This is a genomic window from Streptomyces sp. NPDC001480 (genome assembly GCF_042894725.1).
GTDB lineage: Bacteria > Actinomycetota > Actinomycetes > Streptomycetales > Streptomycetaceae > Streptomyces.
Map to the genome: position 1 here is coordinate 1 of NZ_JBIAVX010000047.1, position 25,415 is coordinate 25,415.

The 25,415-nt window shown below is 71.8% G+C and carries 18 protein-coding genes; 6 read left to right on the plus strand and 12 right to left on the minus strand.

What is annotated here, in order from left to right; all coding sequences use genetic code 11:
* From ACFY01_RS45830 to ACFY01_RS45850, 5 genes are all read right to left on the minus strand, one after another.
* Positions 1–5,021: beta-ketoacyl synthase N-terminal-like domain-containing protein (locus ACFY01_RS45830; RefSeq protein ID WP_390741731.1), on the minus strand; the 5,021-nt coding region annotated here is incomplete at its 3' end.
* A gap of 87 nt (positions 5,022–5,108) precedes the next feature.
* On the minus strand, positions 5,109–6,251 hold the full coding sequence (locus tag ACFY01_RS45835) for a 3-hydroxyacyl-CoA dehydrogenase NAD-binding domain-containing protein (RefSeq protein WP_390741732.1): 1,143 nt from the start codon (positions 6,249–6,251) through the stop codon (positions 5,109–5,111).
* A complete protein-coding gene (gene ccrA / locus ACFY01_RS45840; protein ID WP_390741747.1) occupies positions 6,248–7,621 on the minus strand; it encodes a crotonyl-CoA carboxylase/reductase in 1,374 nt (457 codons plus the stop codon). The genes ACFY01_RS45835 and ccrA overlap by 4 nt, the downstream gene beginning before the upstream one ends.
* A 32-nt stretch (positions 7,622–7,653) precedes the next feature.
* Entirely contained in the window at positions 7,654–10,797 is a 3,144-nt protein-coding gene (locus ACFY01_RS45845; protein ID WP_390741733.1) for an amino acid adenylation domain-containing protein, read from the minus strand.
* Between the two features lie 31 nt (positions 10,798–10,828).
* Positions 10,829–11,665: a hypothetical protein gene (locus ACFY01_RS45850; RefSeq protein WP_390741734.1), complete on the minus strand. Its 837-nt coding sequence runs from the start codon at positions 11,663–11,665 to the stop codon at positions 10,829–10,831.
* Positions 11,666–11,982: 317 nt separating this feature from the next.
* On the opposite strand from ACFY01_RS45850, the gene ACFY01_RS45855 reads away from it, so the two are divergent.
* Positions 11,983–12,855, plus strand: coding sequence for an FG-GAP repeat domain-containing protein (locus tag ACFY01_RS45855; protein WP_390741735.1), 873 nt, complete (start codon positions 11,983–11,985; stop codon positions 12,853–12,855).
* A 290-nt stretch (positions 12,856–13,145) separates the two neighbouring features.
* Here ACFY01_RS45855 and ACFY01_RS45860 read toward each other — a convergent pair whose 3' ends face one another.
* A complete protein-coding gene (locus ACFY01_RS45860; protein ID WP_390741736.1) occupies positions 13,146–13,646 on the minus strand; it encodes a MarR family winged helix-turn-helix transcriptional regulator in 501 nt (166 codons plus the stop codon).
* Between the two features lie 111 nt (positions 13,647–13,757).
* Between ACFY01_RS45860 and ACFY01_RS45865 the strand changes: the two genes are divergently transcribed.
* From ACFY01_RS45865 to ACFY01_RS45880, 4 genes are all read left to right on the plus strand, one after another.
* Positions 13,758–15,194: an MFS transporter gene (locus ACFY01_RS45865; RefSeq protein ID WP_390741737.1), complete on the plus strand. Its 1,437-nt coding sequence runs from the start codon at positions 13,758–13,760 to the stop codon at positions 15,192–15,194.
* A gap of 73 nt (positions 15,195–15,267) precedes the next feature.
* The gene (locus ACFY01_RS45870; protein WP_390741738.1) at positions 15,268–15,579 is read left to right on the plus strand and encodes a putative quinol monooxygenase; all 312 of its coding nucleotides are present in this window, start codon (positions 15,268–15,270) and stop codon (positions 15,577–15,579) included.
* Between the two features lie 376 nt (positions 15,580–15,955).
* Entirely contained in the window at positions 15,956–17,026 is a 1,071-nt protein-coding gene (locus tag ACFY01_RS45875; RefSeq protein ID WP_390741739.1) for a 3-oxoacyl-ACP synthase III family protein, read from the plus strand.
* A 128-nt stretch (positions 17,027–17,154) separates the two neighbouring features.
* Positions 17,155–17,898 (plus strand): thioesterase II family protein, encoded by a 744-nt coding sequence (locus ACFY01_RS45880; protein WP_390741748.1) that lies wholly within the window; start codon positions 17,155–17,157, stop codon positions 17,896–17,898.
* 118 nt (positions 17,899–18,016) lie between these two features.
* On the opposite strand, the gene ACFY01_RS45885 is transcribed toward ACFY01_RS45880, so the two are convergent.
* Complete coding sequence (locus ACFY01_RS45885) at positions 18,017–18,841, minus strand: BTAD domain-containing putative transcriptional regulator (RefSeq protein WP_390741740.1); 825 nt, start codon at positions 18,839–18,841, stop codon at positions 18,017–18,019.
* A 317-nt stretch (positions 18,842–19,158) separates the two neighbouring features.
* On the opposite strand from ACFY01_RS45885, the gene ACFY01_RS45890 reads away from it, so the two are divergent.
* Positions 19,159–19,950 carry a thioesterase II family protein gene (locus ACFY01_RS45890; RefSeq protein WP_390741741.1) on the plus strand — a complete coding sequence of 264 codons (792 nt, stop codon included), beginning with the start codon at positions 19,159–19,161 and terminating at the stop codon, positions 19,948–19,950.
* Between the two features lie 146 nt (positions 19,951–20,096).
* Here ACFY01_RS45890 and ACFY01_RS45895 read toward each other — a convergent pair whose 3' ends face one another.
* From ACFY01_RS45895 to ACFY01_RS45915, 5 genes are all read right to left on the minus strand, one after another.
* Positions 20,097–20,942, minus strand: coding sequence for a 4'-phosphopantetheinyl transferase family protein (locus tag ACFY01_RS45895; RefSeq protein WP_390741742.1), 846 nt, complete (start codon positions 20,940–20,942; stop codon positions 20,097–20,099).
* Positions 20,939–22,651, minus strand: coding sequence for a beta-ketoacyl synthase N-terminal-like domain-containing protein (locus ACFY01_RS45900; RefSeq protein ID WP_390741743.1), 1,713 nt, complete (start codon positions 22,649–22,651; stop codon positions 20,939–20,941). The genes ACFY01_RS45895 and ACFY01_RS45900 overlap by 4 nt, the downstream gene beginning before the upstream one ends.
* Positions 22,652–22,676: 25 nt before the next feature.
* Positions 22,677–23,357, minus strand: coding sequence for an acyl carrier protein (locus ACFY01_RS45905; RefSeq protein ID WP_390741744.1), 681 nt, complete (start codon positions 23,355–23,357; stop codon positions 22,677–22,679).
* A gap of 91 nt (positions 23,358–23,448) precedes the next feature.
* Positions 23,449–24,288 (minus strand): BTAD domain-containing putative transcriptional regulator, encoded by an 840-nt coding sequence (locus tag ACFY01_RS45910; protein ID WP_390741745.1) that lies wholly within the window; start codon positions 24,286–24,288, stop codon positions 23,449–23,451.
* Positions 24,289–24,538: 250 nt separating this feature from the next.
* A partial coding sequence (locus ACFY01_RS45915) for an acyl-CoA carboxylase subunit beta (RefSeq protein WP_390741746.1) occupies positions 24,539–25,415 on the minus strand: 877 nt, incomplete at its 5' end.

Here is a 25,415-nt window from a genome sequence, read left to right on the forward strand (position 1 = left end):
ACCACCCGGGCGCCGTCCCGCAACGACAGACCACCCGCCACCACAGCCGCGGCGATCTCACCCTGCGAATGCCCCACCACAGCCGAGGGCTCAACCCCGTACGAACGCCACAGCTCGGCCAGCGACACCATCACCGCCCACAACGCCGGCTGCACCACATCCACCCGGTCGAAGCCCGGCGCACCCTCCACACCCCGGACCACATCGACCAGCGACCAGTCCACGAACTCCGACAGCGCGGCCGCGCACTCCTCAAGGCGGGCCCGGAACACCGGCGCCGACTCATACAGCTCGGCACCCATACCGACCCACTGCGAGCCCTGACCGGGAAAGACGAACACCACACGCCCGTCCCCACCGGCCACACCCTCAGCCACATGCCCCGGCAGCACACCCGACGCCAGGCCCTCAAGACCGGCCACCAGCTCCGCACGGTCCGCCGCCACCACCACCGCACGCCGCTCGAACACCGACCGCGAGACCACCAACGACCCCGCCACATCGCCCAGTCCGACCGACTCATCAGCGACAAAGGAAGCCAGCCGCCGCGCGGCGCCGGACAGCGCGCCCGCGCTCTTGGCACTGAGCACGAACGGCAGCGCGCCGGTGGACGGCTGGGCCGGCTCGGCGCGATCCTCGGCGGGGGCCTCCTCCACGATCAGGTGCGCGTTGGTGCCGCTGATCCCGAACGAGGAGACACCCGCCCGGCGGGCGCGACCCTCCACCTCCCACGCACGCTCCTCGGCCAGCAGCTCGACACCACCGGCCGACCAGTCCACGTGCGGTGAGGGCGCGTCGATGTGCAGCGACCTCGGCAGGACCCCGTGCCGCATCGCCATCACCATCTTGATGATGGAACCCACCCCCGCCGCCGCCTGGGTGTGACCGACGTTCGACTTCAACGACCCCAGCCACAGGGGCGCCGTGTCGCCGCGGTCCTTGCCGTAGGTGGCGAGCAGCGCGTGGGCCTCGATGGGGTCGCCGAGGGAGGTGCCGGTGCCGTGCGCCTCGACCACGTCGACATCGGTGTGGGACAGGCCCGCGTCGGCGAGCGCCTGGCGGATGACCTGTGCCTGGGCGCGGCCGTTGGGGGCGCTCAGCCCGTTGCTGGCGCCGTCCTGGTTGATGGCGGAGCCGCGGATGACACCGAGCACCCGGTGGCCGTTGGCGCGGGCGTCGGACAGCCGCTCCAGTACGAGCATGCCCACGCCCTCGCCCCACGCGGTGCCGTCGGCGGCGGCGGCGAACGGCTTGCAGCGGCCGTCGGGGGCCAGCCCGCGCTGCCGGCTGAACTCGAGGAACATGCCGGGGCTGGACATGACGGTGACGCCGCCGGCCAGCGCGAGGGTGCACTCGCCATTGCGCAGGGCCCGGACCGCGAGGTGGGCGGCGACCAGCGACGAGGAGCAGGCGGTGTCGACGGTGACCGCCGGGCCCTCCAGGCCGAAGCTGTAGGCGATACGGCCCGAGGCGACGCTCATGGTGCTGCCGGTGAGCAGGTAGCCCTCCAGTCCGCCGGCCGACTCGTGCAGCCGGGGGCCGTACTCCTGGGCCATCGCTCCGACGTACACCCCGGTCTGGCTGCCGCGCAGCGACGCGGCGGTCAGTCCGGCCCGTTCGGCCGCCTCCCACGCGGTCTCCAGCAGCAGCCGCTGCTGCGGGTCGATCGCGGTCGCCTCACGGGGCGAGATGCCGAAGAACTCGGCGTCGAAGCGGTCGGCGTCGTGCAGGAAGAAGCCCTGGCGCACATAGCTCGTGCTGCGGTTCTCCGGGTCGGGGTCGTACAGGTTGTCGAGGTCCCAGCCGCGGTTGTCGGGGAACTCGGAGATGGCGTCGACGCCTTCGGCGACCAGCCGCCACAGCTCCTCGGGGGTGTCGGCGCCAGCGTAGCGGCAAGCCATGCCGACGATGGCGATCGGCTCGTCGTCGGTGGCGGAACGGGTACGGCCGACCTGGCGCCCGGCGTCCTCGGTGCCGAGCAGTTCGGCGAGGACATGACCGGCGAGCGCGGCGGGGGTCGGGTGGTCGAACATCATGGACGGCGGCAGCCGCAGGCCGCTGGCCGCGCTGAGGCGGTTGCGGAGCTCGACCACGGTGAGCGAGTCGAAGCCGAGTTCCCGGAAGGTGTGCTGTGCCTCGACGTCCTCCGGACGCTCGTGCCCGAGGACGAGGGCGGCCTGGGTGCGGACCGCGTCCAGGACGATGCGCGCCCGCTCGGCGTCCGGCGCGGCCAGTACCCGGGCCTGCAGCGGGGACGCGGCCTCCGCCTCATGTGCCTCGGGCTCGTCGTCCGCGGCGGCCACTGCGGGGGCCGGTGCCGCGGCGGGCACGGCGGTGCGCCGGCCGTCGGGCAGCCAGTACCGCTTGCGGTCGAAGGCATAGGTCGGCAGGTCGGTGAGCCGGTCCGCGACGCCCAGGCCGTCCAGGACGGTGGTCCAGTCGACGGGCGCCCCACCGGCGTGGGCCAGGGCCGCGTGGTGCAGGAAGCGGCGCAGGCCGCCGTCGTCGCGCCGCAGGGACCCGACGGAGGCGACGGCGCCGTCGGCGTCGTCCAGGGCGTGCGCGGCGGTGTCCTGCAGCGGAGAGGTGAGCACCGGGTGCGGGCTGGACTCGACGAAGAGGCGGTGGCCGGCGGCCAGCAGCGCGCGCACGGCGGGCTCGAACAGGACGGTGCCGCGCAGGTTGCGGTACCAGTAGCCGGCGTCCATGCCGGCGGTGTCGATGCGGTCCCCGGTCACCGTGGAGTACAGCGGGACCACGGAGCTTCGGGGGGTGACGTCGGCGAGCAGGGCGAGCAGCCGCTCGCGCAGTTCCTCGACGTGCGGCGAGTGGGAGGCGATGGACACAGCGACCCGGCGGGCCCACACGCCCCGGGTCTCGCACTGGGCGAGGAACTCCTCCACGGCGTCGAGGTCGCCGGAGACCACGGTGGTGGCCGGGCCGTTGACCGCGGCCACCCCGATCCGGCCCGCCCAGGGCAGCAGCGCCTGCTCGGCGTCGGCCGCGGAGAGCGCGGCGGAGGCCATGGTGCCGCGCCCGCTCAGGGCTTCCAGCAGCTGGGAGCGCAGGGCCACGACGCGCGCGCCGTCCCGCAGTGACAGCGCGCCCGCCACGACGGCGGCGGCGATCTCGCCCTGCGAGTGCCCGACCACGGCGGACGGTTCGACGCCGTAGGAGCGCCACAGTTCGGCGAGGGAGACCATCATCGCCCACAGAGCGGGCTGTACGACCCCCACCGAGTCCAGCGACGGGGCGCCCGGTGTCCCGCGCAGCACGTCCGGCAGGGACCAGTCGGTGAACTCCTCCAGGGCGGCCGCGCATTCGTCCAGCCGGGCCCGGAACGCCGGGGCGGTCTCGTACAGTTCGGCGGCCATGCCGGTCCACTGCGAGCCCTGGCCGGGGAAGACGAACACCGCCCGGCCGTCTCCGCCGGCCACGCCCTCGGCCACCGAGCCCGGCGCCTCGCCCGACGCGATGCCGCGCAGGCCCGCGAGCAGTTCCGTCCGGTCGGCGGCGACGACCACCGCACGCCGCTCGAACACCGACCGCGAGGCCACCAGCGAGCGGGCCACGTCGGGCAGTCGGACCGATTCGTCGGCGACGGTCGTGGCCAGCCGCTCGGCCGCACCGCGCAGCGCGCCCGCGCTCTTGGCGCTCAGCAGGAAGGGCAGCACACCCCCGGCGGCCTCCGGCGCGGGCGCCGTCTCCTCGCCGGCCTGCTCGGGGGAAGCCGCCAGCACGACGTGGCAGTTGGTGCCGCCCATGCCGAAGGAGGAGACACCGGCCACGGCCGGCCGGCCCCCGTCGGCGGGCCAGGAGACCGTCTCGGTGGGCACCCGCAGGTTCAGGGCGTCCAGGTCGATGGCGGGGTTGGGCTCCGCGAAGTTCAGGCTCGCGGGGATCCGCTCGTGGCGGATGCTCAGCGCGGTCTTGATCAGACCGACGATGCCGGCCGCGCTCTCGAGGTGGCCGACGTTGGTCTTGGCGGACCCCACCAGCAGCGGCGTCCCGGCGTTCCGGGCCCGGCCGAGGGCGTCGCCCAGCGCGGTGGCCTCGATCGGGTCGCCGACCTTGGTGCCGGTGCCGTGCAGTTCGACGTAGGCGACATCGGCCGGGTCGACCCCGGCCCGCTCGTGGGCGGCTCGGATGACGGCGGCCTGCGCCTGGGCGTCGGGGGTGGTCAGTGTGGGGGTGGCGCCGTCGTTGTTGACGGCGCTGCCACGGATGACGCAGTGGACGCGGTCACCGTCGGCGAGCGCACGGGCGAGCGGCTTGAGCACGACGACGCCGCCGCCCTCGCCCCGTACGAACCCGTTGGCGCGGGAGTCGAAGGTGTAGGCGCGGCCGTCGGGTGACAGTCCGCCGAACTTGGAGATGGTGACCGCGCCCTCGACGGCGAGGTTGAGGTTGACCCCGCCGGCCAGGGCGACGTCGGACTCGCCGCGCAGCAGGCTCTGGCAGGCCAGGTGCACGGCGACCAGCGAGGAGGCCTGGGCGGCGTCCACGGTGAGGCTCGGCCCGTGCACGCCCAGCAGGTAGGAGACGCGGTTGGCGATGATCGCCCGGTGGTTGCCGGTCAGGGTGTGCTGGGTGATGGCCTCCAGGCCGCGCTGGTGCAGAAGGGCCGTGTAGTCGCCGGACGCGGCGCCCACGAAGACGCCGGTGCGGCTGCCCTTGAGGTCGCCCGGCACGATGCGGGCGTCCTCCATGGCCTCCCAGCCCAGTTCGAGGGCCAGCCGCTGCTGTGGGTCCATCATCGCGGCCTCGCGCGGGGCGATGCCGAAGAACGCGGCGTCGAACCGGTCGACCCGGTCGAGGAACCCGCCGCGCCGGACACTCACCTTTCCGGGGGCCGAGTAGTCGGGGTCGTACAGCTCGTCGACGTCCCACCGGTCGGCGGGCACGTCGGTGATCGCGTCCCGCCCCTCCTCCAGGAGCTTCCAGAAAGCGCGCACATCGGCTGCCTGTGGCAGCCGGCAGGCCATTCCGACAACGGCGATCGGTTCGTCTTTGACGGCCATCTTGCTGTACGACCTCCGCTCGGTGCGATCACAGAAAAAGCGCTCGCTGAAGGGAAACTGACGAATGTGGGGCGAACGGCGACGGTTTCAGTAGCGGTAGAAACCCGAACCGCTCTTGCGTCCCAGATGGCCGTCGGCCACCAGGTGCTCGAGCATTTCCGCGGGGGCGAGTGCCGCCTGCCCGAACGCCTCGTGCAGGCTGCGCTGGATGGCGAGCGAGACGTCGAGTCCCACCACGTCCAGGAGCGTGAACGGGCCCATCGGATGGCCGTACTCGCGCTCGACCGCCACGTCGAGGTCCGTCGCCTCGGCGCGGCCCTCCTCGAGCATGCGGATCGCGTCGTTCAGGAACGGGAACAGCAGGTAGTTGACGATGAATCCGGTCCGGTCGGAGCAGTCCACCGTGGTCTTGCCCAGGTCCCGGCAGAAAGCGTGCCCGGTGGCCAGCGCCGTCGGGGAGGTGTCCGGGGTGCGCACGACCTCCACCAGAGCCATGAGGGGCGCCGGGTTGAAGAAGTGCAGCCCGATCACGTCGCCGGGACGCCCGGTGACCTGGGCGCACTGGCCCACCGACAGACTGGACGTCGTGGTGGCCAGGACGGTGTCCGCAGCGCATACCGCGTCCAGCTCACCGAAGACCGCCCGCTTGACGGGGAATTCCTCGGCGACGGCCTCCACGACCAGGTCGCAGTCGGCCAGCGCGGACATACCGTCCTCGGTCCGCAGGTTGGCCAGCACCACGTCCCGGGCCGCGGCGTCGAGCCTGCCTCGTCGTACCCGGCGCTCCAGGGAGCCGGCGACGGCGTCTCGCGCCGCCTCGGCCTTGGCGGCACTGCGGGCGACCAGGTGCGTGGTGCGGCCCGCGGCGGCAACCACCTCGGCGATGCCCCGTGCCATCGTGCCGGAACCGACGACACCGACCCGCCGCACCGGCCGGACGGGCGCGTCCACCGCCGAGTCGCCCGTCGCGTCCGGGGCGAGCGGGACACCGGTGCCCTGGGCGAGCAGCTCCAGCGGGCCCTTGGGCAGCCCGCAGCCCAGTCGCATCGCCGTGTCGATGTCCTCGCGGGAGGCGTAGGACTCGGCGTGCAGGTCGGCGGCGCGCCGCAGATAGCGGCCGACGAGCTCGCGCGCGGCATCGGCGACGGGAGCGCCGTCCCGGTCCGGCGCCTTGGGCAGCCGGGCGAGCAGGGCCTCGGACAACGGCCTCGCCTCGGTCTGTACGGTCATGAGTCGTCCCCCGTCGCGGCGGCCGCCTCCTGGGGCGGCACACGGAACCTGTTGATCGCTTCCAGGTGGCGTTCGCGCAGCGCGACGTCCTCGACGCCGAGGCCCTCGCGCGGGGCGAGGCAGAGCACGCCGACCTTTCCGCTGTGCTGGTTGCGGTGGACCGCGCGCGTGGCCGCCCCGACGTCCACCAGCGGGTGCACCACGGACAGCGCCGGGTGGATGAGCCCCTTGGCGATGAGACGGTTGGCCTCCCACGCCTCGCGGTAGTTGGCGAAGTGAGTGCCGACGACCCGCTTGAGCGACGTCCACAGGTAGCGGTTGTCGAAGTCGTGGCGGTATCCGGAGGTCGAGGCGCAGGTGACGACGGTGCCGCCGCGGCGGGCCACGTAGACGCTGGCGCCGAAGGTCTCCCGGCCCGGGTGCTCGACCACGATGTCCGGGTCGTCGCCGCCGGTCAGTTCGCGGATGTGGGCGCCGAACCGCTTCCACTCCCGTGGGTCGGGCGTGTCGGCGTCCTTCCAGAACCGGTAGCCCTCCTCGGCACGGTTGATGACCAGCTCCGCGCCCATGGACCGCACCAGGTCGGCCTTGTGCTCGTCGGAGACGACACACACCGGGATGGCTCCGCCGTTGAGCGCCAGCTGGGTCGCGTAGCTGCCCAGGCCGCCGGCGGCACCCCAGATCAGTACGGTGTCACCCTGCTTCATGCGGGCGCCGTTGCGGGAGACCACCTGTCGGTAGGCGGTGGAGTTGACCAGGCCCGAGCAGGCGGCCTCCTCCCAGGTCAGGTGGGCGGGCTTGGGCATCAGCTGGTTGGCCTTGACGAGCGCCAGCTCGGCGAGCCCGCCGTAGTTGGTCTCATAGCCCCAGATGCGCTGGTCCGGGTCGAGCATCGTGTCGTCGTGGCCGTCGGCGGACTCCAGCTCCGCTGACAGACAGTGGGCGACGACCCGGTCACCGGGGCGCCAGCGCTGCACTCCCGGCCCTGCGCGCAGCACGACACCGGACAGGTCGGAGCCCAGCACGTGGTAGGGCTGGTCGTGGCGGGACGCGGACGGGCGGGAGCGGCCGTAGCGCTCCAGGAAGGCGAAGGTGGGCAGCGGTTCGAAGATGGAGCTCCAGACCGTGTTGTAGTTGATGGAGCTGGCCATCACCGCGACGAGCGCCTCACCCGGGCCGGGCACGGGCGTGGGCACGTCCCGCAGGTGCAGTGCCTTCGCCGGGTCCTTGTCCCGGGTGTCCAGGCCCTCGAAGAGTCCGGCCTCCTCCTTGAGCACGACCGCGCCCTGGTAGGTCTCGGGCACCGTCAGGGACAGGAAGGTCGCGGAGGTGGTGCTCTCGTCGAGCACCGCGGCGACGACGGAATCCATCTGCTCTCCCAGTGGCTGCCTGATGTCGGTCATCACGCCCCGCCCTCCCTGCGCAGCAGGGCCGCGAAGCCGGCGGGCGTCGGCTGGGCGAACAGGTCGGCCAGCTTCACCTTCACGTCCGTGGCCTCCTCGACCAGCTGGACGAGCTGCGCGCCGGTCAGCGAGTGGCCGCCGTTGGCGAAGAAGTTGGAGCGGGCGTGGACGTCGGCGCGGCCGAGCACCCGACGCCACAGGCCCACCAGGCGGCCGACCAGTTCGTCCTCGTAGGTGTCGGACATGCCGGCGCCCTCCTGCTCGGCCCTGGTGGCACGTTTCTCCCCGGCGAGCCGGGCGAGGGCCAGGTAGTCGACCTTCTGGTTGACCGTCGTGGGCAGCGCCTCGACGACGTGGAACTCCTGCGGTACGGCCGCCAGTGGCAGTACCGCGTGCGCGTGCTCCCACAGGCGCTCGGCGATGTCCTCGTCCTGGGCGGTCTCGGCGGGCCCCTCGACGAACGCGACCAGCGTGGCGTTGCCGAGCGCGTCGTCCACCACGACGACGCCGACGCCGCGGACCAGCGGGTGGTCCAGCAGCACCGCCTCCACCTCGCCGAGCTCGATGCGGTTGCCGCGCACCTTGACCTGGCGGTCGACCCGGCCCGACAACTCCAGGCGGCCGTCCGGCCGCCAGGCCGCGAGGTCGCCGGTGCGGTAGAACCGGCCCAGCTCGGGGTGGTCGCCGAAGCGTTCGGCGGTCAGCTCGGGCCGGTTGAAGTAGCCGAGCGCCACCCCGGTGCCGGCGATGCACAGTTCGCCGCGCACGCCCACCGGCAGTTCACGGCCGTCGGGGTCGGCGATGAAGGCCACGGTGTTGGCCATCGGCCGGCCGATGTCGACCTGGGCCGCGTCTGCGGCCACCGTCCCGCAGGTGGAGTAGATCGTGGTCTCGGAGGGAGCGTAGGCGTTGCGCAGCTCGAAGCCGGCCGCGGCGATACGGCGGGCGAGCGCGGGCGGCAGGGGTTCGCCGCCGGAGACGGCCCGGCAGCCCGTGAATGTGCCGACGGTGTCGTCCGCGACGACCAGGCGCCAGGTGGTCGGCGTGGCCTGGACGACATTCACGCCGTGACGTTCCACCAGGTCCCGCAGAATCGATCCGTCGGTGCGGGCGGCGTCGGGGGCCACGACCAGCCGGCCCCCGTTGACGAGCGGCAGGTACAGCTCGAGCGCTGAGATGTCGAAGGTGAAGGTGGTCAGCCACACCGTCACCGTGTCGGGGCCGGCCCCGAGCTCCTGGGTGAAGTGGGCCATGACGTTGGCCGCGCCGCGGTGGCTGATGATCGTGCCCTTGGGCCTGCCGGTCGACCCGGAGGTGTAGATGAGGAAGGCGCAGTCCTCCGGCCGCGGCGCGGTCGGCTCCGTCTCCTCGTCCGTCGTCGCCGGGGCATCCTCGACCGGGACCAGCGGCAGCACCGGAACGTCGGCGGCGGGCACCGTCACGCCGGGTGCGGCGAGCACCGCCCGGGTCTGCGAGTCCTCCAGCAGATAGGCCAGGCGCTTCTCCGGGTGGTCAGGGTCGAGCGGCAGGTAGGCGGCCCCTGCGAGCCAGACGCCCAGGGCCGCCGCGGCCAGTTCGGGACTGCGGCTCGCGGCCAGGGCGACGACGTCTCCGCGGCCTGCCCCCGTCGAGCGCAGCGTGTCCCGGACGGCCACCGCCGCCCGCCACAGCTGTCGGTACGTCACCCGCCGGTCGCCCGCCTCCACGGCCACGGCGTCGGGGACGGCGGTCACGCGCGCGTGCACCGCCTCCAGCAGCGTCTCAGGGACGAGGGGCCGGGTGGTGGCATTGGCCGCCGCCACGACCTCGCGGTCCTGCTCGCTCCACACGCAGACCTTGCCCACCGGGCGCAGCGGGTCCGTACCCAGGTCGGTCAGCAGCGCGTCGAACCGCCGCAGCAGGGCCTCGGCCTCGGCCTCGCGCAGCACTTCCTCGTAGTACACCGCGCGGATCTTCAGCGCCTCCGGCGAGGAGAGGAAGAAGAACTCGAGGTCGAACTTGCTGTAGCCGTTCTCGACCAGCAGCCGGCGCGCTGTCAGGCCGGCGGTCTCGAAGACCGGGGTGCCGCTGTCGGGCACGTAGTTGAACAGGTGACGGAACACGGAGTTGCGCCACGATCCGCCGTCGGTGCGCAGCTCCGGCACCAGGACGTCGACGGGGACGTCGGTGTGCTGCAAGGCACCGAAGAACACCTCGCGTGCCTGCGCGACCAGTCGGTCGAATCCGGCGGTGAGGTCGACCCGCACGCGCAGCGGCAGGGCGTTGACGTGGTAGCCGATGGCCCGCTGGTCGCGAGGTCCACGCACGTTGACCGGCGAGCCGACGACGACATCCGGCCCGGCGCCGTGGCGGGCGAGCAGCAGGCAGTACGCGGCCAGCAGCACTACGGCCTCCGGCGCGCGCAGCTGCTTCTGAAGCCGCCGTACGGCGTCGCGGGCGGCGTCGGAGAGCACGTGCGTGGTGCGTCCGCCGATCAGGGTGGGCTCGGGGATGTCCGGGGTGCCGCACCACAGGTCCATGCCCGCGGGGTCGAAGTCCCGCAGCTGCTCGCGCCAGTAGGCGAGGCTGGCGTCCTTGGGCCGCGGCTCGCGGCGGGCGGACTCCTGCCGGTCCAGCTCGGCCGGCGGCTCCAGGCCCGCGGCCGCCGCGTCGTACAGCGTCGCGAACTCCTCCAGCAGGATGGCGGAGGAGATGGTGTCGAACACGATGTGGTGCACGGCGAGGCAGAAAGCGTCCCCGTCGTCGGTGCGGAAGTGCGCCGCGCGCACCAGAGGCGTCCCGTCCAGGGTGAACGGGCGGCGGATGAAAGCGCCGACCTCCTCCTCCAGGTACGCCGGTTCGACCTCGTGCGTCTCGACCGGGACCCGCATCGCGTCGGGGTGGAGGGCCTGCTTGACGAGGCCGCCGGGTCCGGCGTGGAAGACGGTGCGCAGCGCCTCGTGCCGCTTCATCAGCCGGTCGACGGTGTCCTGCAGCTCCCAGCCGCCCAGCCTGCCGTCGGCCTGGAACGCGACGGAGAGGTTGTTGACCCCGCTGTCGGGCACCAGCTTCTCCAGCAGCCAGAGCGCCTGCTCCTTACGGCTGGCGAGGAGCGGCGAGGGTGCCCGCCGAGTACCGGCGTCCCTCTTCGGCGTCGTGTGCATGAGCAGTTCCTCCCTGTCCTTCCGCCGGGCCCTAGACTCCGGCGCGGAGCAGCAGGCCACTGACCGCTCGGGCGACCTCCGGGTCGCGCAGCAGCTCGGTGTGTTGGGTCGCGAAGCGGATCTCCTCGGCCACCGCTTCCTTGTCGGCGCCCGGGGCGGTCGCGCGCAGCGCGTTGAGACCGCTGGTGGGGGTGCCCGAGCTGATGGCCGCGCCCTGGCGCCAGCCGGCCACGGGGTCGATGTCGGCGGAGGCGGACAGATAGGAGATGAAGCCGGTGAAGGTGTGCGAGAGTTCGGCGCGGCGTTCCGCGTCCAGGCCCATCCGCCCGAACGCGACCTCGCCCAGCCGGTCGAACTGCTCCAGGAGTTCGGAGCCCAGACCGGCCAGGCTCTCGGCGTCCTCGTAGGCCCGCTGTCCGGCGTCCTCGGCCTCGGCGACCTCCGCGGCCGACAGGGCGGGGGACATCAGCTCGATGACCTTGCGGTACTGCCAGTACATGCTCAGTGGCGAGGCCTGCTCCGGGTCGAAGAAGACCGTCCGGGGCCGCTCCGACTGCCACGTCTCGACGTGGTCGGCCAGGGCGGTGGCGTAGACGCTGCCGACGCAGAAGCCGAGTACGGCGCCCACCCGGCGCCCGGTGGCGCGGATCTCCTCGGCCCAGCGCGCCACGTATTCCTGGCCGTCGGTGCCGGGTTCGGACGCCATGGACTGCGCGACCGTCTCCCAGACGGTGAATCCCGGGCCCATGTTCCCGACCAGGTCGGTGAATCGGGCGTCGGGGCGTCCCGTGGCGTCGAAGTCGATGGCGAGGACGAGCTCGTCCGGGTTGTCTCCCGCGAGTTCCCGCCAGAAAACCGGATTCCCCATGTGCGTTTCAGCCTTTCCGCAGAGCCGCTCCTGACGTCTTCCTCGCGGCAAGGCTATTCATCGCCGATGACTCGCAGAACCCCTGTTCGCACAAGCCAGGAAAACCCCTGCATCCCCCACCCCCTAGGCGGCGAACGCAAACGGAACCGAGTGGAAAAACCCGCATTAGGGGTACCGTAGGGGTCGCCTGCCGGGGGCGCGTGAAACTTTAGGGGTAGCAGGCTGGTGGGCGTGGACGGCAATAGGGGTTATGGGACCGGGCCGTGCTTTCGTACCCTTCCCGAGCGACGCATTTAATTTCCTGATCGGGAGTAGGCATGCGCAAGAGCCACATTCCTGCCGTGGGCAGGTCCTATTCGTTCACCGGAAACGGCAGGCCGGACATCCTCGCGTGCGACCCGGAGGCCGCCGAGCTCTACGTCCACCCCCACACGGGCTGGTACAACGGGCTCGACACCTACGGCGCTCCCGTGCTGATCGCCCGCGGCGCGGAGTTCGCCTCCTGCCAGTGGATCGGCGCCGGCGACTTCAACGGCAACGGCCTGGCCGACATCATCGTCATCACGGCCGACAACAAGTGCCTGCTGCACCTCAACCAGGGCGGCCTGGACGGGCTCAACACCCTCGGCGAGGCCCTGCACGTGGGCGGCAAGCTGCCCGACGTCTCCTACGACACCATCGCCATCGGCGACATCACCGGCAGCGGTACCACGGACATCATCGGGCGCCTAGAGGGCACCGGCGAGATCCACTTCATCCCGAGCCTCGGCAAGGTCGACGGCACCAACACCTTCGGCCCCCCGATCCACTTCACCACCCTCGGCACCACGGACACCCCCGTGGGCCTGGCCGACGTCACCGGCACCGGTGAGCCGGACCTGCTGGTCAGGCACCCCAACGGCGACCTGTCCGCGGTGGACTTCTTCGCCGCGGGCAAGCGGGAGGACGGCTACCCGGCCGAGGGCGAGGGCACCTGGTACCCCGTCGGCCGCGGCTTCGACGCCTACCGGACCCTGACGATCACCGACGTCAACGGCGACGGCAAGCCGGACCTGGTGGGCGTGCGGGCCGACGGCGCGCTGGTGGCGCACACGCACAGCCGCGTCTTCGATCCGGGCAACCCGCTGGCCACCTTCCAGGCGCCGGTCGCCGTGGGGGCGGGCTGGGACCACTACGCCAACATCAGCTGACGTTGTCCGGCTTATCGCGGTCGCGGCCGCCGCGCCCCGTCCACCGGCCGCGCACGGCCGATCCGCTGTGCGCGGCCGCCTTGGCACGCCCGGGCGACCGGCCCACCCCCCACACCCGCCGACGGACACCGTCCCCTGCCGGACGGACACCACCGGCCATCCGCACGGACGAACAGATGCCCCGCACCCACCGCTCACCGCACAGTCCCGCCGTCCACCTCCACGCACGGCACACCTCTCCCCCCCGGACAACACCCCCTGACGCCCCGCCGCAGGCCGGCCCCCGCCCCTCAGTCGTCGCCCACCTCTTCCCGCAGGTAGTCGAGGATGTCGTCGACCATGCGGGTGGCCAGGCGGACGAGTTCGTCGCGGTCCTGCTCGGACCAGTCGACGATCGCCCGGGCCAGCCAGTTCATCACGACCGAGCGGTAGCGCCGGGCGAGGGCGCCACCCTCGGGGGTCAGCTCGATCAGCCGGGCACGTCGGTCCTGCGGATCGACGACGCGCTGTACCAGGCCCTTCTTCTCCAGCCGCTGGGCGTGCCGGGTCACGTGCGGACCCTCGACCTGCATCTCGGCGGCGATCTCGCCCACCCGCAGCGGACCGCCCGCCCCCAGGAGGGTGAGCAGGATCTGCAGGGCGGGGCGCTCGAGCGAGACATCGGCGAGCTCGGTGGCCTTCTCGTGGACGCGTCCACGGGAGAGGGCCGTCCCGAGCTGCGCAAGCTTCGGCGCGAGTGCCATCAGGGGCTCGGCGGCGGAGACGGACACATCGGAAAGGGGCTCGGTCACGGGTTGCGCTCCCACGAAAAGTTACCTAACTTAGTTATGTATCCGGGGGCGCAAGCCGCCGGACTCACGTCCTGACTGTTCATCCCAAGTTACTCAACGGAGGTGGTCACCATGGCATCCACCAAAACTCCCCCCGTCACCCAGGCGGCCGAAGACCGCCCGACGGCCGGCCGCTCGTGGTTCGTCGTCGTGTCGCTGTCCATCGCGGCAGCAACCGCAACCATCCAGCAGAGCGCCGTGCTGCCGCTGCTGCCCCGGCTCCAGCAGTCGCTCCACGCCTCGGTCACGTCCGTGTCCTGGGCGTTCACCATCAGCATGCTGTGCGGCGCGATCGCCACACCGCTGCTGAGCCGCTTCAGCGACATGTACGGCCGCCGCAAGATGCTGCTGCTCACCCTGGGGCTGCTCGTCGCCGGATCGGTGGTCGGCGCCGTGTCGACCTCACTGAGCATGCTGATCGTCGCCCGCGTCCTGCAAGGCATCTCCGCAGCCATGATCCCCCTGGCGATCGGCGCGGTACGTGACCTGCTGCCGCCGGAGAAGATGGCCTCCGGCATCGGCATCCTGAGCGCCACCATGGGCATCGGCGTCGGCCTCGGCTTTCTGCTCAGCGGTGTCATCGCCGAGTACAGCAGCGGCTACCGCAGCGTCTTCTGGATCCTGGCGGCCATGTCCACGGCGGCGACCGTCCTGACGGCACTGGCCGTACGCGACGTCCGCCCGCCCACCGGGGGCCGTCCCGACCTGCCCGGAGCGATCCTGCTCGCCGGTTCCCTGGTCTGCCTGCTCCTGGGCATCAGCCAGGGCAAGTCCTGGGGCTGGAGCTCCGCCGGCATCCTCGGCCTGTTCGCCGGCGCGGTGGTGCTGGTCACGCTGTGGGTCGTCGTGGAGCGCCGTACGGCGGAACCGCTGGTGGACATCAGCATGATCACCCACCGCGGCACCGTCGGCGCCAGCCTGGCCTCCATGCTGCTCGGCTTCGCGCTGTTCGCCGGCTTCACCCTGATGCCGAACTTCGTCCAGACCCCGAAGCAGGTCGGCTACGGATTCGGCGCCTCGGTCCTCGGCGCGGGCATCTTCCTGCTCCCCACGACCCTGCTCATGCTGGTCGTCTCCACCTTCGCCGGCGGACTGGTGCGCCGCTACTCGGCCTCCAACCTGGTCGCCGCGGGCTCCGTGGTCGCCGCCGCGTCCAGCCTCTGGTTCGTCGCGCGCCACGACCACTCCTACGACCTGTACGTGGCCACGACCCTGCTGGGCCTCGGTGTCGGCCTGTCCTTCGCCGCCCTGGGCACCATGGCGGTCGAGCACGTCGAACCGTCCAAGACCGCCGTGGCCAGCGCCGTCAACAGCCTCTCCCGGCTGGTGGGCGGCAGCATCGCCGGCTCCGCAACCGCGGCGCTGCTGGCCTCCGACACGATCAAGGGCACCCAGGTCCCGACGGTGCACGCCTACAACACCAGCTTCAGCATCGCCGCGGCCTGTGTGATCCTCGCCGCCGTCATCGCCGCCGTCTTCGGTCGGCTGAACCGGAAGCCCGCCCGGTGACCCCGGGGCCGCGCCCGCGGCCACGGACCGCCACCACCAGCACGGCACGACGACGCGGAAAAGAGGAACAGCCATGGGGACGTACGCCTTCCACGCAAAGTTCACGGCGCAGCCCGGCCGACGGGACGAACTCAAGGAGTGCTTCCTGGAGGCGGCCGACGCCCTGAAGGACACCGAGGCGTGCGAGCTGTTCCTCGTGTCCGTGCCGCAGAACGACCCCACCGCGGTGTGGATCTCGGAGATCTGGGCCGACGAGAAGGCCCACACCACCGCGCTGAACGGTACGGAGCTGGCACCGATCACCGGCCGGATCCCCGGTCTGCTGGCCGCTCCTCCCGAGCGCACCGACCTGCTGCCGGTGGGCGGCAAAGTCCCGAAATCCTGAACCCTGGGGCCCGGACGGACCGTAACCGCCCGGGCCCCGGCCACAGTCCGCCGTCCGGGCGGCCGTTCGTCCCCCGTCGGCCGCCCGGGCGGTTTCGCTTTTCCACCGCCGGCGGAAATCCGGAAGGCTGTTTGCCGAATCTTTTCCTGTGCCTGCCCAGGACATTAAGGGCCGCTTTCGGACCCGGCAACCCCTAAACGGGGCACGACTGGCCGAAACCCCTATGCCCGGGAAGCGACCACCCCACAGGTGATTCTGAATGAGGGGTGTACCGCATACTGACGATTTCCCTAACGTGGTGACAAGCCACGTCATGGCACCAGGGATATCCGATTTCGGCGAATGCCGTGATCACAGGATCGAACGGGAGTCGCTAGTGACCGATCAGACCGCCCCCGGGCCAGGCGCGGGGGGCATAGGCATTCTCGGCACCGGCTCGTATCTGCCGGAAGCAAAGATTTCGAACGAGCCGGTCGCCGAGCGGGCGGGCGTCACCGACGAGTGGATCCAGCGAAAGACCGGGATCCGCGCCCGCCGCTACGCCGCCGCCGAGGAGGCCACCTCGGACCTCGCGGTCCACGCCGCACGGGCGGCCCTCGACTCCGCGGGGATCCGTGCCGACGAGCTGGGCTGGATCGTGGTGGCGACCTCCACCCCCGACCATCCGCAACCGGCCACCGCCTGCCTGGTGCAGGACCGGCTGGGCGCGACCCGGGCGGCGGCATTCGACATCAACTCGGTGTGCAGCGGGTTCGTCTTCGCCCTGGTGACCATGGCGGGTCTGCTGGCCGACGGGTCCACCGGCACCACCCGCGCCCCGCTCGGCCTGGTGATCGGCGCCGACATCTACTCCCGGATCATCGATCCCGCCGACCGTCGCACCGCGATCCTCTTCGGCGACGGCGCGGGTGCCGTCGTACTCGGCCCCGTCCCGGCCGGCCAGGGCATCGTCGGCTCCCATCTGGCCAGCCACGGCGCCAGCCACGACCTGATCCACGTCCGGGCGGGCGGCAGCCGCGCCCCGGCGTCCGCGGCGACGGTGACCGAGGGCGGGCACTTCTTCCGGATGAACGGCCGCGCGGTCTTCGAGTACGTGCAGCAGGAGCTGCCCCGGGCGGTGTCGGAGGTGCTCGACGCCTTCGACGTGGGCCCCGAGGAAGTCGACCACTTCATCCCCCACCAGGCCAACGGCGTCCTGCTCGGCCAGATCGTGCCGACGCTCGGACTGCCCAGGGCACGCACCCACCTGACGGTCGCCGAACACGGCAACACCAGCGCCTCCTCCATTCCGCTGGCGCTGGACGAGGCCAACCGCCAGGGTGCCTTCAAGGACGGTGACCTGCTGCTGCTGGCGGGATTCGGCGGCGGCATGTCGATCGGCGCCACTCTGCTGCGCTGGACCGGCAGCGCGTCCGGAACCGACCTGCCCTTCGGAGCGGCGGCCTGACCCGACGCGCCCCGGCCGGAACCTCACGGGACCGGCCCGCGCAAGCACCGTACGGCCGGTTCGAGCAATGCTCGACCGGCCTGTTCCACGATGAGACCTCACCGAACCGGGGGGAGAACCACGTGACCGTGCAGACCACCGTCGGGGCCAGTGCCTGGCTCCGACGATTCCATTCGGTGCCCGATGCCGAGCACCGCGTCGTCTGCTTCCCGCACGCCGGCGGCTCGGCGTCGTTCTACTTCCCGTTCTCCAAGGCCCTTTCGGCCGACGCGGACGTCCTGGCGGTCCAGTACCCGGGCCGGCAGGACCGGCGTCACGAGCCCTGCGTGAACAGCGTCACCGAGCTGGCGGACATCCTGGCCGAGGAGTTGCGGCCGTGGCTGGACCGGCCGGTGACCTTCTTCGGGCACAGCATGGGCGGCTCCGTGGCCTTCGAGGTGGCGACCCGGCTGCAGGCACGCGGGATGACTGTGCACACGCTTGTCGTCTCCGGCCGCCGCGCGCCCTCCCGGGTACGGGACGAGCAGGTACACCTCAGGGACGACGAAGGACTGCTCGACCACATCGTCCAGCTCGGCGGCACGGACCGGCAGGTATTGTCCGATCCGGAGCTGCTGCGCATGGTGCTGCCGATGGTCCGCTCCGACTACCGCGCCGCGGAGACTTACCGGCACTCCCCCGGGCCGAAGCTGACCTGCCCGGTCCTCGCCCTCACTGGTGACACGGATCCGCAGGTGACGCACGAGGAGGCCGCCGCCTGGGGGGAGCACACGACGGGGCCCTTCGCTCTCGAGGTCTTCTCCGGCAGCCACTTCTACCTCCTGCAGCACATCACCGGGGTGTCGGCGGCCGTGGCCTCCCGCCTCGGCTGAGGAACCACTCCCGAGCCGCCGTCCCGTTCCCCTTCCGCTGCGGGACGGCTGCCTTCCCGGGCTGCCGCGCCGCTAGCCCCTGGCGCGGCAGCCCGGCGTCCGTGTGCCCAGGGGCAGCTCAGGCCGCCGCGAAGAGGTCGAAGGTCGAGGTGCGCCGCGGACCGGCCATCACGTCCAGCAGCGGGTCCACGGCGAGCATGGCCTGGTGCAGCCGCTGCAGCTGGGGCGAGGGCTCGACACCGAGTTCGTCGATCAGCCGCATCCGCAGCCTGCGGTAGACCTCCAGGGCCCCCGCCTGCCGGCCCGAACGGTACAGCGCCACCATGACCTGGGAGTGCAACCCCTCGTGCTGCGGGTGACGCGCCGTCAGCTCAGCCAGTTCGGCGAGGAGTTCGGCATGGCGCCCGAGCCGCAGGTCGGCGTCGATCCGTCGCTCCACGGTAACCAGCCGGCTCTCCTCCAGGCGCCTGACCTCGATCTCCAGCACGGGCCCGGTCCGCACGTCGACCAGCGCGGACCCCTTCCACAGGTCGAGTGCCGCCCTGAACCGATCGGCGGACACCTCGTTGTCCCCCTTCTCGAAGGCCTGCTGTCCTTCCCGCACCAGCCGCTCGTACTGGTGCACGTCGACACAGTCGTCCGCGATCTGGAGCATGTATCCACCGTGCCGGGTGGTCAGCACGTCCTTGACGCTCGACGGGGCACCCGGCCCCATCGCGGTGCCCAGCCTCTTGCGCAGCTGCAGGATGTACGTCTGCAAGGTGGTGAGCGCACTCCGCGGCATATCACTCGTCCAGATTTCCTCCATCAGGGTCGGAACGGGCACCACCCGCCCCGGATACAGCGAGAGCAGTGCAAGAATCTGCCGCGGCTTGCCCGCCGACGGTACGATCGATCCCCCGTTGACCTCTGCGTTCAATGGACCCAGAACCTGAATCCTCACGGTCTCCTCCGTACGTCGAGCGTCGTCGAACTCCTTGTCCGTGTCTCTTTCGATGGCCAGAATTCTGCGCCACGACCACGCTAGCGGGGTCCGTCTCCTTCCATCGTTTTCCTCCAGCTGCCCTTGAGCGGGCCTCCAATTGGGTTGTTGTGCTGGGGAGTTGAATCGCTGGAGAACACCCCTACCAGTGCTCGAAGCGAACTCCTGATTCCGCTGTCACCGCATTTCAGGACGTTATCGTCGACCGGTCCGGCGCATTTCGTGCGGTCAGTCGCGGACAGCACGGGAGCCACACCACCGGTTCGGACGGAGTCAAGATGGAATTCCACGTTCCCGCCGCGCAGGGCGCGCGGCAGCCCGAGACGGACAGCGGGCCGCGCCTCTTCGTCCTTCCCCACGCGGGCGGCTCCAGCCTGGTGTTCCAGAACTGGCTGGAGCTGTTTCCCCGGAACTGGGACATCCGTCCGCTGGACGCCCCGGGCCACGGACGGCTCATGAATCTTCCCCTCATTTCCGACGGTGATGCCCTGGTCGACCACTTCCTGGACCGGCTCGGCCCCGAACTGGGCTCCACCGACAGGCCGTTCGCCTTCTTCGGCCACAGCATGGGCGCCCTGGTCGCCTATGAGCTGACCCGGCGGCTGGCCGAGCAGGGCCGTCCGCTGCCGTGCTGGCTGGGCATCTCGGCATGCGATGTGCCGGACCCCGTGCACGGCCTTTCGGCGCGCTTCCCGGGCCGCGATCTGTCCGACGAAGGACTGCGCGACACGCTGACGCTGCTGGGCGGTGCCCCGGACCGGGTGCTGCGGGATCCCGGACTGTGGGAGGTCTTCGCCCCCGTCGTCCGCGCCGATCTGCGGCTGATCCGGACCTGGCGACCCGCCCCGGTTCGCGCCCCGCTGCCGGTACCCGCCTCCGCGTTCGCCGGCCTGCGGGACCGGGCGGCACCGCCCGGACGGCTCGCGGGGTGGGCCGACCGGTTCGGCACGTTCCTCGGCCTGCACACCTTCCCCGGCGGCCACTTCTACTTCCAGACCGACCCGGCCCCGCTGACCTCGGCGATCACCGCCGACATCCGCACCGCCCTGACCCCCACGGCGATCCGCTGACCGGCACCGGCAACCGCACGGCGCCACACAGGTGCCACGCACCGGCGCAATCGGGCAACGACCCCGTCCGACCTCAGGAGCACACCCGGCCGAGCACGCCGGCGTCCGTACGACACCGTCGTCCCTCGCCGCGCGGCAGGCGGGCCTCACACGCCGACGGGGTCCGGTTCCCGGCCGCCGACCGACTCGGAGAGCGCGATGCGGTGCGGTGTCGAGCGGTTCCAGGGGAAGCCGTGGTGCAGGTGGATCACCGGCGTGGTCAGGCCGCCCGCCTGTACGGCGATCGCCACCAGCACATCGGGCACGGGCTCCAGTTCGGCGAAATGCCACCGCCGCATCGGGTCGTCCTCGGGCGGGCGGAAGCCCTGGACACCACGGTGGTCGGCCAGGGTGAAGGCGAACGAGTCGAAGTCCAGCCCCAGTCCGAGACCCCGGGCTTTGGAGTACGCCTCCTTCAGCGTCCACAGGCGCAGGACGCGACGCTGCCGCTCCCGCCCGGGGCCGGCCTCGGCCACCCATGCCTGCTCCTCCCGCGTGAACGTCCCGAGCACCGTGCTGATCGCGTGATCGTCCCGGTCGAGCAGTTCGATGTCCACGCCGATGCGGTGATCGCGGACGATGCCGAGAAGGTTGTAACCGCTGGCATGCGACAGGTTGAAGTCCAGCCGGGGTCCACCACGCGGCAGCCCGTCGGCCGGGGGCTGGAGGAAGGGACGCCCCCGCGAGGAGCGCCAGATGACCAGCTCGGCCTCGGCAAGACCGGCTTCCAGGGCGAGCGCCCGCCGCACCAGGGTGTGCGCGACCAGGTACTGGCGCCGGTCGCGCTCGAACAGGAACCGGCCCGCGGTGTCGTGTTCCTGCTCGTCGAGCCAGTGCGCGGCAAGGATTCCCGCGACCTCGGGGGCCAGGTCCTCGTTGGAGCACAACCACAGCTTGACCGGTGCGGCTTCCCGGGGGCCGTCGAGCCGGCCCCGCTGCCAGGTGCCGGTCATCGCTCCCGCTCCGTCGCCGGTCCGCCGGGCAGCGCCCTGGGCAGCCGCACGGTCGCGGGCAGGGACATCACGCGGGGTCCCGGCTCGGCCGCCACGGTGACGTCGACGCCGGCCAGCCACAGCCGGGCGAGCTGCTCGAAGCGGCGGCCGCGCCACAGGGCCCGCAGGTAGTCGCGGGTCTCGGGCAGATCGGCCAGGGGCGGCTCGCCGAGGGCCGGACCCACCTCGGCGCAGCGCACGGGCCCCTCCCCGGGATACGGGTCGCGCGCCACGGCGTCGAGTGCGGCCGCGAGAGTGCCGGTGTCCCGAGCCGTCAGCGCCAGTCGGCAGTTCATCGCGGACCGGCCGACGCGGAGTTCGCGGGCCAGCGCGGCCAGGGACGGGGTGCCTTCCGTGCCGTCGGGAGCCGCCGTCAGCCAGTCCGCCATCCGCCGGGCCGTGGCGGCCAGGTGGGTGGGCGTGGGTGCCGACATCAGGAGCAGTTCCTCGCCTCGGTGGTCCGGCGTCGGTGGGTCGGAGTGCTCACCGGCCGGGGGCGGTTCCTCCAGGACGACCTGGGCGGCGGTGCCTCCGACACCGTGCACGGTCACCATCGCGCGGCGCGCCCTTTCGGCGCCCTGTGCGTCGCGCGTGCGGGGCCAGGGCAGAGCGTCCGCATCCGGCCGGGCGGGGGCGAGTGTGCCGGCCCGGATCTGCAGCGCGGCCCTGGTGAGCACCGCGGCGCCGATCGCGGCACCGGCCCGGCCGACGGCCCGGGCCACGGATGCCCCGGTCTCCTGCAGAGTCACGTCGGCGGGTTGGAGATCCGCGGCGGACAGCGTCCTGCGTGTGAGGCGGGCGTCGCTGTCGCGTCCGTCACCGCGCCCGGTGTGGACGACGGCACTCGCGCGCAGCACCGTCTGGACGATGTCGCCGGCGGCGCGGGCCGCGGCGAGCGGTCTGAGCAGCACGGCTCCCGCCCCTTCTCCAGCGCCGTCCTGATGCCGTACGCCTCGCGGCCGCAGCTCCAGGCCGCAGACGAGGGCCGCCGCGCACTCGCCGGCCCGCAGCGCGGTGGCCGCGAGGTGCACGGCGACCAGGAAGGAGGACTCGGCGGTATCGACCGACTGGCTCGGCCCGCGCAGGTCCAACAGGGTGGACAGCCGGTTGGGCAGGACCCAGGTGCCGTCCGCGTGCGGCTCGCCGGAGCCGGCCGCGGCCCAGACGCCGACGCTGCGCGCGTCCCCGTCGGCGGTGGTGAGGGCCTCCAGCCGGGCACCGGTGTACCCGGCGTTCTCCAGGGCGTCCCAGGCCGTGTCGAGGAAGAGCCTCAGCCGGGGGTCGGTCAGTGCGGCCTCGGATTCGGTCAGTCCGTAGAACTCGGGGTCGAACTCGTCGAGGCCATCGAGGAGATGACCGCGCTCAGCCGGTGTGCCGGTGGCGTCCCCGGCGGGTACGGCCGCGGTGTCCCGGGCGGCCAGCGTCTGCCGGCAGAACGCCTCCAGGTCGGGCGCCTGCGGGTAGCGGCCCGACAGCCCGATGACCGCGATGCCCTCGTCGACGGGCGGCGGTGCGGCGGTGGGCGCCGGTTCGCCGGGCTCCGGCCTTCCCGCGTCGGCCCGGAAGGCTCCGGAAAGCAGGGTCAGCGCATGGCCGCGGTCCAAGGTCCCGTCCTTGAACTGCCGCAGAATTTCCTTGTGGTCCAGGTGGTCGAGCCCCACGTTGTCCATGTCCGGCCGTGCGTCCTTCGTGTCGTCAGGCCGCGCGGGCGGCCAGCAGGGCGGCCGCCTCGTCGATGCTGATGCGGTCGTCGCGGACGGCGTCGAGCAGCGCGTCCAGGTCGGTGGTGTCACGGGGCACCCGGACGGCCGGGGCCGCCGTGGCCGCGAGGACGGCACGGGAGGCCACATGGGCGGCCAGGTCCGCGAGGGTGGGGTGGTCGTGGAGGACGCCGGCCTTCTCCCGCAGCCCGTAGGCGCGGTTGACCTCCGATACGAACTCGGCGCCGAGGATGGAGTCGATGCCCATCAACCGGAAGGGGACGTCGGCGTCGATGTCCCAGGGTCCGCAGCACAGGAGCCCGGCGAGCCGCTCGCGCAGCACGTCGACGACGGAGGCGCCTCCGGTCGCGGGCTCGGCCTCGGACTCCAGCCCCGGCATACCCAGTTCGGCCGCCACATGCCGGGCGAGCGCGGTGGGTGTCGGGTGGTCGTAGAGGGCACCGGCCGTGATGCGGGTGCCGAAGCGTTGGTTGACGGAGGAGATGAACTCCACGGTCAGCAGGGAGTCGATACCGAGCGCCTGGAAGGTCTGCTCGGTGTCGACCGTCCCGGACTCGAGCCGCAGCATGCCGACCACCACCGCCGTGACCTCGGCGAGCACGTCGGCGGGCGCCTGGGGGACCGGGTCCGCCGGCGTGTGCGGTTCACTGGTCATTCGCCTGCTCCAGGTGGTCGGTGCCGGGCTGTCGTACCCGGACGGAGGTGGGAGGTCTGCTGGACGGTGACCGGGGCGCCGCCCCACCGTGTCAGCCGACGTGCGCGAGGTCCTCCGGGAGGCGTGACTTGTGCGGCTCGGGAAGGTCGGTGGTCTCCGGGGCGGCCGTCAGCAGGGAGTGCTGGAGCCGGCGCAGCCGTACGGACGGCTCCAGTCCCAGCTCCTGTACGAGGGTGGTGCGCAGCCGCTGGTAGACACTGAGGGCCTCGCCGCGCCGGCCCGAGCGGTAGAGCGCCACCATGAACTGGGCGTGCAGGTTCTCGTGGGTGCGGTAGCGGCTTGCCAGTACCGTCAGTTCGGCGAGCAGCTCGCGGTGCCGGCCCAGTCGCAGGTCGGCCTCGATGCGCTGGTCCAGCGCGCACAGCCAGCTCTCCTCCAGCCGCTTGGCCTCCATCGCGAGCTGCGGCCCGGTCTGTACGTCAGCGAGGGCCGTGCCGGTCCACAGCTCGAGTGCCTCGCCCAGCCTACGGGCGGCGCCGGGGAAGTCACCGGCGTCCATGGCCCGGTAGCCCAGGCCCGCGAGCCGCTCGAACTCGGCGACGTCGCTGCGACCACCCCCGCTCACGAGCAGGTAGCCGCCGGGCGAGGTGACCAGGACGTCCTTGGCGGTGCGGGGCTGCGCTCCGGCATCGTCGTGCAGCAGGGCGGCGGCGATGAGCTCGCGCAGCTGGAGCACGTATGTCTGCAGCGTGGTGCGGGCGCTGCGCGGCGGCTTGTCCCCCCACAGTTCCTCGATGAGCGTGGAGAACGGCACGACATGGTCGGCGTTCAGCGCCAGCAGGGCAAGTACCTGCCGCGGCTTCGGAGCGGTCGGAGTGATCGGAGCCCCGTTCTCCGTGACATTCAGTACGCCCAGCAGATGGATGTCCACGCCGTCTCCCCTGGCTCGCGTGCGGTATCCGGCCCTTCGTCCATTAGAAAACAGCACAGTCGGTTTGTCAATGTCCGCTCTGTAGTGACTCGAGAGACAAACAAGATCCGAACCAGCCCCTGCTGGCGCACCGTTCCCCACGAAGGGGCCCGTCAGTCTGCCCACGAACACGGGCGAAGCTCCAGCGGAAATCCAGGAGACAGGCACCCGAAAACAGACCAGAAGGTCTTCGTTCGATCCGGCCACCGGCCTACTGCGGGGGGTTGCCGTGCTTGCGGGACGGCAGGTCGGCATGCTTGGCGTGCAGCATCGTCAGGGACCGGATGAGCACCTCGCGGGTCTCGGCCGGATCGATGACGTCGTCGACCAGACCACGCTCGGCCGCGTAGTACGGATGCATCAGCTCGGCCTTGTACTGATCGACCATCTCCCGGCGCATCGCCTCGGGGTCCTCCGCCCCAGCGATCTGACGGCGGAAGACGACGTTGGCCGCCCCCTCCGCGCCCATCACGGCGATCTCGTTCGTGGGCCAGGCCAGCGCCAGGTCCGTGCCGACGTTCTGGCTGTCCATGACGATGTAGGCGCCGCCGTACGCCTTGCGCAGGATCAGCGAGATCCTCGGCACGGTCGCGTTGCAGTACGCGTAGAGCAGCTTCGCGCCGTGCCGGATGATCCCGCCGTGCTCCTGGTCCACGCCCGGCAGGAAGCCGGGCACGTCCACCAGGGTCACGATCGGGATGTTGAAAGCGTCGCACATCTGAACGAAGCGGGCAGCCTTCTCCGAGGCCTCGATGTCCAGCACACCCGCGAGACTGTGCGGCTGGTTGGCGACGATGCCCACCACCTGGCCGTCCAGGCGGGCCAGCGCGCAGACGATGTTCCGCGCCCAGCGCTCGTGGACCTCCAGGTACTCGCCGTCGTCGACGATCTCCTCGATCACCTGTGTCATGTCGTACGCCCGGTTGCCGTCGACGGGCACAAGGTCCAGCAGTGGCTCGCAACGCCGGTCCGCCGGATCGGACGTCGCCGCGTGCGGGGGGTTCTCGCGGTTGTTCTGCGGGAGCAGCGAGAGGAGGTAGCGCACCTCGGCGATGCAGGTCTCCTCGTCGTCGTACGCGAAGTGGCAG

Excerpts from the sequence above, each read along its gene's own strand:
- ACFY01_RS45905 (WP_390741744.1), bottom strand. The coding sequence starts at position 23,357 with ATGACCAGTGAACCGCACACGCCGGCGGACCCGGTCCCCCAGGCGCCC.
- ACFY01_RS45845 (WP_390741733.1), bottom strand. The coding sequence starts at position 10,797 with ATGCACACGACGCCGAAGAGGGACGCCGGTACTCGGCGGGCACCCTCG.
- ACFY01_RS45900 (WP_390741743.1), bottom strand. The coding sequence starts at position 22,651 with ATGGACAACGTGGGGCTCGACCACCTGGACCACAAGGAAATTCTGCGG.
- ACFY01_RS45870 (WP_390741738.1), top strand. The coding sequence starts at position 15,268 with ATGGGGACGTACGCCTTCCACGCAAAGTTCACGGCGCAGCCCGGCCGA.
- ACFY01_RS45890 (WP_390741741.1), top strand. The coding sequence starts at position 19,159 with ATGGAATTCCACGTTCCCGCCGCGCAGGGCGCGCGGCAGCCCGAGACG.
- ACFY01_RS45835 (WP_390741732.1), bottom strand. The coding sequence starts at position 6,251 with ATGACCGTACAGACCGAGGCGAGGCCGTTGTCCGAGGCCCTGCTCGCC.
- ACFY01_RS45850 (WP_390741734.1), bottom strand. The coding sequence starts at position 11,665 with ATGGGGAATCCGGTTTTCTGGCGGGAACTCGCGGGAGACAACCCGGAC.
- ccrA (WP_390741747.1), bottom strand. The coding sequence starts at position 7,621 with ATGGATTCCGTCGTCGCCGCGGTGCTCGACGAGAGCACCACCTCCGCG.
- ACFY01_RS45895 (WP_390741742.1), bottom strand. The coding sequence starts at position 20,942 with ATGACCGGCACCTGGCAGCGGGGCCGGCTCGACGGCCCCCGGGAAGCC.
- ACFY01_RS45865 (WP_390741737.1), top strand. The coding sequence starts at position 13,758 with ATGGCATCCACCAAAACTCCCCCCGTCACCCAGGCGGCCGAAGACCGC.
- ACFY01_RS45855 (WP_390741735.1), top strand. The coding sequence starts at position 11,983 with ATGCGCAAGAGCCACATTCCTGCCGTGGGCAGGTCCTATTCGTTCACC.